Below are 9,562 nucleotides of genomic sequence, written 5' to 3' on the forward strand. Positions count from 1 at the left end.
TATGGCGAGCTCTGCGCTACTGACCGCTGGCGTGCTGTTTCTATTTGTGGCGGTGGTTGCTGTGCCTATTGCCGCAAGATTGGGGTTCGGCGCGGTATTGGGCTATTTGATCGCCGGGATCGCGATTGGACCGTGGGGGTTGGGATTCATCCGGGACGTTGAGGCGATCTTGCATTTCTCCGAGCTTGGCGTGGTTTTTCTGATGTTTATCATCGGCCTGGAACTGAATCCGAAAAAATTGTGGACGCTGCGGCGTTCGATTTTCGGCGTGGGCGCCGCACAGGTCGGGCTGAGTACGGTGATACTGGGCGGCGCACTCTATCTGACGGATTTCTCCTGGCAGTCTGCCTTGATTGGCGGTATCGGGCTTGCTATGTCATCCACGGCGATGGCGCTGCAGCTGATGCGTGAAAAAGGCATGAACCGCAGCGAATCGGGCCAGCTTGGTTTCTCTGTGCTGTTGTTTCAGGATTTGGCGGTGATACCCGCACTGGCGCTGATCCCGATTCTGGCCGGGGTACAAGGCGAGGTGGACGACTGGAGCCATATCGGACTGAAGGTGGCGGCGTTCATCGGGATGCTGATTGGCGGCCGTTATCTGGTGCGTCCGTTGTTCCGCTTCATTGCGGCATCCGGCGTGCGCGAGGTTTTTACCGCCGCCGCGCTGTTGCTGGTGTTGGGCTCGGCGCTCTTTATGGAAGCGCTGGGTTTCTCTATGGCGCTTGGCACTTTTATCGCGGGCGTGTTGCTGGCGGAAAGCGAGTACCGTCATGAACTGGAAATCGCCATCGAACCGTTTAAAGGACTGTTGCTGGGATTGTTCTTTATCTCCGTCGGGATGGCGCTGAATCTGGGGATCCTCTATACCCATATCATTAAGATATTGATTGCGGTATTGGTGTTGGTCGCGGTCAAAGGCGTGGTGCTCTATGTTTTGGCGCGACGCAATCGGATGCGCCGTTCGGAGCGTTTGCAATTTGCCGGCGTGTTAAGCCAGGGCGGAGAGTTTGCGTTTGTCCTGTTTTCCGCCGCATCGACCCACAACGTACTGAAAGGCGAACAACTGCCGCTGCTGTTGGTGACGGTGACGTTATCCATGATGACGACGCCACTGTTAATGCAGGTGATCGATCGCATTCTGGTGCGCCGTTATAACCAACAGGGCGTCTCCGATGAGAATCCCTATGTGGCCGACGATGAACCGCAGGTCATTATCGTGGGATTCGGGCGCTTCGGGCAGGTCATTGGCCGTTTGTTGATGGCGAACAAAATGCGGATCACGGTATTGGAGCGCGATATCAGCGCCGTCAGCCTGATGAGAAGCTATGGTTATAATAGTGTACTATGGCGATGCGACGGAACTGGAGCTATTGCGGGCGGCGGGGGCGGAGCAAGCGCAGTCGATCGTCATTACCTGTAATGCGCCGGAAGATACCATGGAGATTGTGCATTTGTGTCAACAGTATTTTCCGCATCTGGAAATTTTAGCGCGGGCGCGCGGGCGGGTTGAAGCGCATGAATTGTTGCAGGCCGGCGTAATGCATTTCTCGCGCGAAACGTTTTCCAGTGCGCTGGAGTTGGGACGTAAAACGCTGATGTCGCTGGGGATGCATCCGCATCAGGCATTCCGCGCGCAACAGCATTTCCGGCGTCTGGATATGCGCATGCTGCGTGAACTGATGCCGCAGTTGCCGGGGGATGGCGCTCAGATCTCCCGTGTTAAAGAAGCGCGGCGTGAACTGGAGGATATTTTCCAGCGGGAAATGCAGCGTGAACGACGCCGACCTGATGACTGGGACGAGCTTGACGATGCGGAAACAGAAAATAGGCCATGAATAATGCGTAAACGATTTATTGCCGGGGCGGTCTGCCCCAAATGTCAGGCGCAGGATACGCTGGCTGTAGGACGTGAAGATGACACTGAGGTTGTGACCTGCGTCAAATGCGGCTATCACCAACGCCAGTCGGATGAACCGGCTGCGCCATCGGGACGCTCAACGGAAGACATTATCGGCATTTTTCATCCTGATTGAATTGGCGGACGGTACATGAGGATTTTTTTCAGCTACAATTTGCGCCAGTTTGATTTCCAACGGTAGGAGATATCATGAAAGTAGCAAAAGATCTGGTGGTCAGTTTGGCCTACCAGGTACGTACAGAAGACGGTGTATTGGTTGATGAGTCTCCGGTGAGTGCGCCGCTGGACTATCTGCATGGTCATGGCTCGCTGATTTCCGGTCTGGAAAATGCGTTGGAAGGCCGTGCTGTGGGTGAGCGTTTCGATGTGAATATTGCTTCCAACGACGCTTATGGCAACTATGACGAAAACCTGGTGCAGCGCGTGCCCAAAGATGTCTTTATGGGCGTGGATGAGCTTCAGGTCGGCATGCGGTTCCTGGCTGAAACCGACCAGGGCCCGGTGCCGGTCGAGATCACCGAAGTGGAAGACGACCACGTGGTGGTTGATGGCAACCATATGCTGGCAGGCCAGAATCTGAGCTTCAACGTCGAAGTCATCGCGATCCGCGAAGCGACCGAAGAAGAACTGGCGCATGGTCACGTTCACGGCGAACACGATCATGAATATGGCGATGGTTGCTGCGGCGGTCATGGCCATGAGCAGGGTCACGAGCACGGTAAAGGTGGTTGTGGCGGCAACGGAGGCTGCGGTTGCCACTAATGCGTCTGGCCTGAGGGCTGACGGAAATCGTTTTGCGGATAAACGTGAATGTTGTTCTCAAAGCGCGGTGTGGCGCGCGGTGGGTGGATAGAGATAAGAGAGATAGATTACCTCAGAGCAATGGCTGTTGTTCTGAGGTTTTTTGTATGGGGGCGACGCCAGGCGATCGGATATCAGTAGTGCGGCGGCGGCGTTTCTTCTGATTGTGGCGCGACTAACGAGGTTTGCTGAGTCCGTAATCTTTCCGTCAACAGACGCACCTGCTCACGTAACCGACTGATTTCCCGCTCATGTTGAATAATGGTTTGATTCAGATCTTCTATCGTCAGTTCCTGAAAGGCCTGACGGCTTTCCAGTAGTTCGAGCCGCTCTTCAAGTAAAGACGGAGACATGGTTTTTCCTCTTGACGCTGTTTCCCTCTGAGTTTGTCAGAAAGCGGAAACTTCTGGTAGTAAAAACGGTCGGAATAGGGACCAATAGGCTATCTGACGATTTTTTATCAAAAGTTTGTTATGCGTGTCGTTGTGTTGTCTTCGGACGCACAGTTATAGTAGGCGCGAATTTATTTTAATGATGGCTGGAGCGTGTTGCTCCAGATGCTGGAGAAATGGATGAAATCACTGTTTAAAGTAACGCTGTTAGCGACGACGATGGCACTCACTCTGAACGCTGGTCAGGCTCTGGCGGCAGAGACGGCGAGCGCCACGGCTAAATTCAAGAATGATGAACAGGCCGCGGCTTACGCATTAGGCGCCTCTTTGGGGCGTTACATGGATAATTCGCTGAAAGAGCAGGAAAAACTGGGCATCAAACTGGATAAAGATCAGCTGATTGCCGGCGTTCAGGACGCATTTGCCGATAAGAGCAAATTGAGTGACGAAGAAATTGAAAAGACGCTGCAAGGTTTTGAAGGCCGGGTAAAAGCAGCGGCTGAAACCAAGATGAAGCAGGACGCGAAAGACAACGCGGATAAAGGCGCCAAGTATCGTGACGCTTTCGCCAAAGAAAAAGGCGTGAAAAAAACCGAATCCGGCCTGCTCTATCTGGTAGAGAAAGAAGGCAGCGGCAACGCGCCGAAAGACAGCGATACGGTGGTGGTTAACTACAAAGGTACGCTGGTAGACAATAACGAGTTTGATAATTCCTATAAACGCGGCGAACCGCTTTCCTTCCGTCTGGATGGCGTCATCCCTGGCTGGACTGAAGGTTTGAAACATGTGAAGAAAGGCGGAAAAATCAAACTGGTTATTCCACCAGAACTGGCGTACGGTGAAAACGGCGTACCTGGCATTCCAGCTAACTCCACGCTGGTATTCGACGTTGAACTGCTGGATATCAAATCTGAAGCTGACGTGAAAGCCGCGGATGCTGCGAAAGCAGAAAAACCTGCCACCAAGGAAAGCGCCCAGTAACTCATATCAAAATAAGATGATGAGACATCAACCGCAGGTCATCAGCCTGCGGTTTTTTCTTTCCAATATAAAGATATGAGCAAGTTCAACGTTCCGTAATGCAACCGTTAAATTCGGGGACGATAGAGTGGACATTTGCTAGACTATGTCTCCTGTCAATACAATAAATAAATGACGTTGAGGGTGGTGTCTGCCATGTCTAATTCGCTTGTATCCGGCGAATCTTATGACCTTGATTTGCTGGATGAACGTCCGTTTAGTCAGACGGATTATGAGATCCTGAAATCGTATGAAGCGGTGGTCGATGGTCTGGCCATGTTAATCGGCGAGCATTGCGAGATTGTTTTGCACTCGCTTGAAGATCTTAAATGTTCAGCCGTGCGGATTGCCAACGGTGAACATACCGGCAGGAAAATCGGCTCGCCCATCACTGATCTTGCATTGCGTATGTTGCATGATATGGCCGGGGAGGATAGCAGCGTATCCAAAGCTTATTTCACCCGTGCTAAAAGCGGCGTACTGATGAAATCGGTTACGATTGCGATTCGCAATCGCAACCAGCGCGTCATTGGGTTGTTGTGTATCAATATGAATCTGGATGTCCCTTTTTCCCAGATTGTTCAGACCTTCATTCCGCCCGAAGCGCACGAGGTGGCGTCATCGGTCAACTTTGCTTCTTCGGTCGATGATCTGGTAGCACAGACGTTGGAGTTCTCTATTGAGGAAGTCAATGCCGATCGCAATGTCTCAAACAATGCGAAGAACCGGCAGATTGTCCTGAGTTTGTATGAAAAAGGCATTTTCGACATCAAAGATGCGATCAACCAGGTCGCCGAACGTCTGAATATTTCCAAGCACACGGTGTATCTTTATATTCGCCAGTTTAAAAGCGGCGATTTCAGCGGACATGAGCGCGGATGCTGAGTTATTGTCTGTTGGTGACGGGGCCAGCCTACGGAACTCAGCAGGCGAGTAGCGCTTTTCAGTTCGCGCAAGCGCTATTGGTGGAAGGGCATCGGTTGGAAAGCGTTTTTTTCTACCGTGAAGGTGTACTTAATGCCAACCACTTGACGTCGCCGGCAAACGATGAGTTTGATCTTGTCCGTGCCTGGCAGCGTTTGGGACAGGAGCATGATGTGGCGCTGAACGTCTGTGTTGCCGCCGCATTGCGGCGTGGGGTTACTGATCAACAGCAGGCTGAGCAACTCAAATTGGGCGGCGCCAATTTACAGTCTGGTTTTACTCTGAGCGGTTTGGGCGAGTTGGCCCAGTCGGTGCTGGCATGTGATCGGGTCATACAGTTTTAATCGGGCTTTGAAGGCAGAGTCATGAAGCGTATTGCTTTTGTTTTTAGTCACGGGCCTCATGGCAACGCGTCGGGACGGGAAGGGTTGGATGCGCTTCTGGCGATGTCCGCGCTAACCGAAGAAATCGGCGTATTCTTTATTGGCGATGGCGTTTTGCAACTATTGCCGGCGCAACAGCCTGAAAAAATTCTGATGCGTAACTATATCGCGACCTTTGGCGTGCTGCCGCTGTATGACATTGAACATTGCTATGCTTGCGAAACATCAATCCGTCAGCGTGGCGTCAATATGAATACGGATTGGGTTGTGGACATTGAACTGCTTGCTCCGGCGGCGTGGCGTGACAAGTTAGCCGGTTACCATTCGGTTCTCACATTTTAGCGACAGGCACTTTATTTATGTTGCACACTCTTTCTCATTCCCCCTACCACAGCGACATGGATTCACTTCTACGCTGTCTGAAGTCTGGCGACGTGTTGGTCTTAATGCAGGACGGCGTGATTGCGGCGCTGGCTGAAACCGACATGGCGAAACGCCTGCATGCAGCGCCTGTCTCTTTATATGTTATCCAGCATGATGCCGATGCCAGAGGTATCGCTGCACAAATTTTAGGCAGTGCCATGTTAATTGGTTATAATCAGTTTGTTCAATTGACGGCGCAACATCCACAACAGCTGGCGTGGTAACGCTGAATTTTTGTATATTTCTTGACTCCTTTCACCGCCAGCCCTAAAATTCTGCGTCCTCATACTTTGCCTTGCGCGAGTACGAGACGATTTATTACGTGTTTACGAAGCAAAAACCAGGAGCTTTATTAATGGCAACAATTAACCAGCTGGTACGCAAGCCGCGCGCTCTGAGGGTTGCGAAAAGCAACGTTCCGGCGCTGGAAGCCTGCCCGCAGAAACGTGGCGTATGTACGCGTGTATATACCACCACTCCGAAAAAACCGAACTCCGCACTGCGTAAAGTATGTCGTGTTCGTCTGACTAACGGTTTTGAAGTTACCTCCTATATCGGTGGTGAAGGTCATAACCTGCAGGAACACTCCGTGATCCTGATCCGTGGCGGTCGTGTTAAAGACCTGCCAGGTGTGCGTTACCACACCGTTCGTGGCGCGCTGGACTGCTCTGGTGTTAAAGACCGTAAGCAAGCCCGCTCCAAATACGGCGTGAAGAAGCCGAAGGCTTAATGGTTCTCCGTTAAGTAAGGCCAAACGTTTTAACTTAAATGTCAAACTAAACTCGTAGAGTTTTGGACAATCCTGAATTAACAACGGAGTATTTCCATGCCACGTCGTCGCGTCATTGGTCAACGTAAAATCCTGCCGGATCCGAAATTCGGATCAGAGTTGCTGGCCAAATTTGTAAATATCCTGATGGTAGATGGTAAAAAATCTACTGCTGAAGCAATTGTCTATACCGCGCTTGAGACCCTGGCTCAGCGTTCTGGTAAAGATCACCTGGAAGCTTTTGAAGTAGCGCTGGATAACGTTCGCCCGACTGTCGAAGTTAAGTCTCGCCGCGTTGGTGGTTCTACTTATCAGGTACCAGTTGAAGTTCGTCCGGTCCGTCGCAATGCCCTGGCAATGCGTTGGATCGTTGAAGCTGCTCGTAAACGCGGTGATAAATCTATGGCTCTGCGCCTGGCGAACGAACTTTCTGATGCAGCGGAAAACAAAGGTACTGCTGTCAAGAAACGTGAAGACGTTCACCGTATGGCTGAAGCCAACAAGGCGTTCGCTCACTACCGTTGGTAATCCCTTCGTTGTAGTTATGCTAACCAGGCGGGCGCTTCAAACAGCCAACCCGCCTGGGTTAACTAAATTGAACGCCCTAGGATATAGAGGAAACAAATGGCTCGTACAACACCCATTGCACGCTACCGTAATATCGGTATTAGTGCACACATCGACGCCGGTAAAACCACCACGACAGAACGTATTCTGTTCTACACGGGTGTAAACCACAAAATCGGTGAAGTTCATGACGGCGCGGCCACCATGGACTGGATGGCGCAGGAGCAGGAACGTGGTATCACTATCACCTCCGCTGCTACCACCGCTTTCTGGTCTGGTATGGCCAAGCAGTTTGAGCCGCACCGCGTTAACATCATCGATACCCCGGGACACGTTGACTTCACCATCGAAGTAGAACGTTCCATGCGTGTTCTTGACGGCGCAGTAATGGTTTACTGTGCGGTTGGTGGTGTTCAGCCCCAGTCTGAAACCGTATGGCGCCAGGCTAACAAATACAAAGTTCCGCGTATTGCGTTCGTTAACAAAATGGACCGTATGGGCGCGAACTTCCTGAAAGTCGTGGGACAGATCAAAACCCGTCTGGGTGCGAACCCTGTTCCGCTGCAATTGGCAATCGGCGCGGAAGACAGCTTCACTGGTGTTGTCGACCTGGTGAAGATGAAAGCCATCAACTGGAATGACGCCGATCAGGGCGTGACCTTCACTTATGAAGAGATTCCGGCTGATATGCAGGATCTTGCTGAGGAATGGCACCAGAATCTGATCGAGTCCGCGGCTGAAGCAAACGAAGAACTGATGGAAAAATATCTCGGCGGTGAAGAACTGTCCGAGGAAGAGATCAAATCCGCTCTGCGTCAACGCGTGCTGAACAACGAAATCATTCTGGTCACCTGTGGTTCCGCGTTCAAGAACAAGGGCGTACAGGCAATGCTGGATGCGGTTGTCGAATATCTGCCGGCGCCGACCGACGTACCTGCGATCAAAGGTATTCTGGACGACGGTAAAGATACCCCGGCTGAGCGTCATTCCGATGACAAAGAGCCGTTCTCTGCACTGGCGTTCAAAATCGCCACCGACCCGTTTGTGGGTAACCTGACTTTCTTCCGCGTATACTCTGGCGTGGTGAACTCCGGCGACACGGTACTGAACTCAGTGAAATCCGCGCGTGAGCGTTTTGGCCGTATCGTTCAGATGCACGCCAACAAACGTGAAGAAATCAAAGAAGTTCGTGCCGGCGACATTGCTGCGGCAATCGGTCTGAAAGACGTGACGACAGGCGACACCCTGTGTGATCCAAACTCTCCGATTATTCTGGAGCGTATGGAGTTCCCAGAGCCGGTCATCTCTATCGCGGTTGAGCCAAAAACCAAAGCTGACCAGGAAAAAATGGGTCTGGCACTGGGACGTCTGGCGAAAGAAGACCCGTCTTTCCGTGTATGGACTGACGAAGAATCAAACCAGACGATCATCGCAGGTATGGGTGAACTGCACCTGGAAATCATCGTTGACCGTATGAAGCGTGAATTCAACGTTGAAGCGAACATCGGTAAACCTCAGGTTGCCTATCGTGAAACAATCCGTGACACGGTTAAAGACATCGAAGGTAAGCATGCCAAGCAATCTGGTGGTCGCGGTCAGTATGGTCACGTTGTGATCGACCTGTCTCCGCTGGAACCAGGCGGCCCGGGTTACACCTTTACCAATGACATCAAAGGTGGTGTGATCCCTGGCGAATATATCCCGGCTGTTGATAAAGGGATTCAGGAACAGTTGAAAGCGGGTCCTCTGGCGGGTTATCCGGTAGTGGATATCGCTGTGCGTCTGCACTTCGGTTCTTACCATGATGTCGACTCCTCGGAACTGGCGTTTAAACTGGCTGCTTCACTGGCGTTTAAAGACGGCTTTAAGAAAGCGAAACCTGTTCTGCTTGAGCCGATCATGAAAGTTGAAGTTGAAACGCCGGAAGACTACATGGGTGACGTAATCGGTGACCTTAACCGTCGTCGCGGCATCATCGAAGGTATGGAAGATACTGCAACCGGCAAGACTGTTCGCGCACAGGTTCCGTTGTCCGAGATGTTTGGTTATGCTACCGATCTGCGTTCGCAGACTCAGGGTCGCGCTTCATATTCCATGGAGTTCCTGAAGTACGCTGAAGCGCCGAACAACGTAGCTCAGGCCGTTATTGAAGCCCGTGGTAAATAATCCGGGTTTAACACATTGATCCCGTGCTCCCTCCATAGGGAGAGAGCATTTGAGTAAGGAATATCGCCGTGTCTAAAGAAAAATTTGAACGTACAAAACCCCATGTTAACGTCGGTACTATCGGCCACGTTGACCATGGTAAAACAACGCTGACCGCTGCTATCACTACCGTTCTGGCTAAAACCTACGGTGGTTCCGC

At 51.7% G+C, this 9,562-nt stretch carries 12 protein-coding genes and 1 pseudogene; 12 read left to right on the plus strand and 1 reads right to left on the minus strand.

The window, feature by feature from the left end:
- The first annotated feature begins 1 nt into the window (after window position 1).
- From kefB to slyD, 3 genes and pseudogenes are all read left to right on the plus strand, one after another.
- A pseudogene (kefB, locus tag DES54_RS11575) lies at window positions 2–1,835 on the plus strand (glutathione-regulated potassium-efflux system protein KefB).
- A 3-nt stretch (window positions 1,836–1,838) separates the two neighbouring features.
- Window positions 1,839–2,033: a YheV family putative zinc ribbon protein gene (locus tag DES54_RS11580; protein ID WP_113867526.1), complete on the plus strand. Its 195-nt coding sequence runs from the start codon at window positions 1,839–1,841 to the stop codon at window positions 2,031–2,033.
- A gap of 74 nt (window positions 2,034–2,107) precedes the next feature.
- The gene (gene slyD, locus DES54_RS11585; protein WP_113867528.1) at window positions 2,108–2,680 is read left to right on the plus strand and encodes a peptidylprolyl isomerase; all 573 of its coding nucleotides are present in this window, start codon (window positions 2,108–2,110) and stop codon (window positions 2,678–2,680) included.
- 173 nt (window positions 2,681–2,853) lie between these two features.
- Here slyD and DES54_RS11590 read toward each other — a convergent pair whose 3' ends face one another.
- Window positions 2,854–3,072, minus strand: a complete 219-nt coding sequence (locus DES54_RS11590) for a SlyX family protein (RefSeq protein ID WP_113867531.1) — start codon at window positions 3,070–3,072, stop codon at window positions 2,854–2,856.
- Between the two features lie 219 nt (window positions 3,073–3,291).
- Between DES54_RS11590 and fkpA the strand changes: the two genes are divergently transcribed.
- The 9 genes from fkpA to DES54_RS11635 form a co-directional block, all read left to right on the plus strand.
- Window positions 3,292–4,092, plus strand: a complete 801-nt coding sequence (gene fkpA, locus DES54_RS11595) for an FKBP-type peptidyl-prolyl cis-trans isomerase (RefSeq protein WP_113867554.1) — start codon at window positions 3,292–3,294, stop codon at window positions 4,090–4,092.
- Between the two features lie 195 nt (window positions 4,093–4,287).
- Window positions 4,288–5,016, plus strand: a complete 729-nt coding sequence (locus DES54_RS11600; protein WP_113867533.1) for a helix-turn-helix transcriptional regulator — start codon at window positions 4,288–4,290, stop codon at window positions 5,014–5,016.
- Window positions 5,010–5,399, plus strand: a complete 390-nt coding sequence (tusD, locus tag DES54_RS11605; RefSeq protein WP_113867535.1) for a sulfurtransferase complex subunit TusD — start codon at window positions 5,010–5,012, stop codon at window positions 5,397–5,399. The genes DES54_RS11600 and tusD overlap by 7 nt, the downstream gene beginning before the upstream one ends.
- A 21-nt stretch (window positions 5,400–5,420) precedes the next feature.
- A complete protein-coding gene (tusC, locus tag DES54_RS11610) occupies window positions 5,421–5,780 on the plus strand; it encodes a sulfurtransferase complex subunit TusC (protein ID WP_113867537.1) in 360 nt (119 codons plus the stop codon).
- A gap of 17 nt (window positions 5,781–5,797) precedes the next feature.
- The gene (gene tusB, locus DES54_RS11615; RefSeq protein WP_113867539.1) at window positions 5,798–6,085 is read left to right on the plus strand and encodes a sulfurtransferase complex subunit TusB; all 288 of its coding nucleotides are present in this window, start codon (window positions 5,798–5,800) and stop codon (window positions 6,083–6,085) included.
- Window positions 6,086–6,216: 131 nt separating this feature from the next.
- Window positions 6,217–6,591, plus strand: coding sequence for a 30S ribosomal protein S12 (rpsL, locus tag DES54_RS11620; RefSeq protein WP_113867541.1), 375 nt, complete (start codon window positions 6,217–6,219; stop codon window positions 6,589–6,591).
- A 96-nt stretch (window positions 6,592–6,687) separates the two neighbouring features.
- Window positions 6,688–7,158, plus strand: a complete 471-nt coding sequence (gene rpsG / locus DES54_RS11625; protein WP_009111198.1) for a 30S ribosomal protein S7 — start codon at window positions 6,688–6,690, stop codon at window positions 7,156–7,158.
- A 96-nt stretch (window positions 7,159–7,254) separates the two neighbouring features.
- Window positions 7,255–9,363: an elongation factor G gene (gene fusA, locus DES54_RS11630; RefSeq protein ID WP_113867543.1), complete on the plus strand. Its 2,109-nt coding sequence runs from the start codon at window positions 7,255–7,257 to the stop codon at window positions 9,361–9,363.
- Window positions 9,364–9,431: 68 nt separating this feature from the next.
- On the plus strand, window positions 9,432–9,562 hold a 131-nt coding region (locus DES54_RS11635; protein ID WP_004146313.1), incomplete at its 3' end, for a GTP-binding protein.

Source organism: Brenneria salicis ATCC 15712 = DSM 30166 (genome assembly GCF_003315515.1).
GTDB classification, from domain to species: Bacteria; Pseudomonadota; Gammaproteobacteria; order Enterobacterales; family Enterobacteriaceae; genus Brenneria; species Brenneria salicis.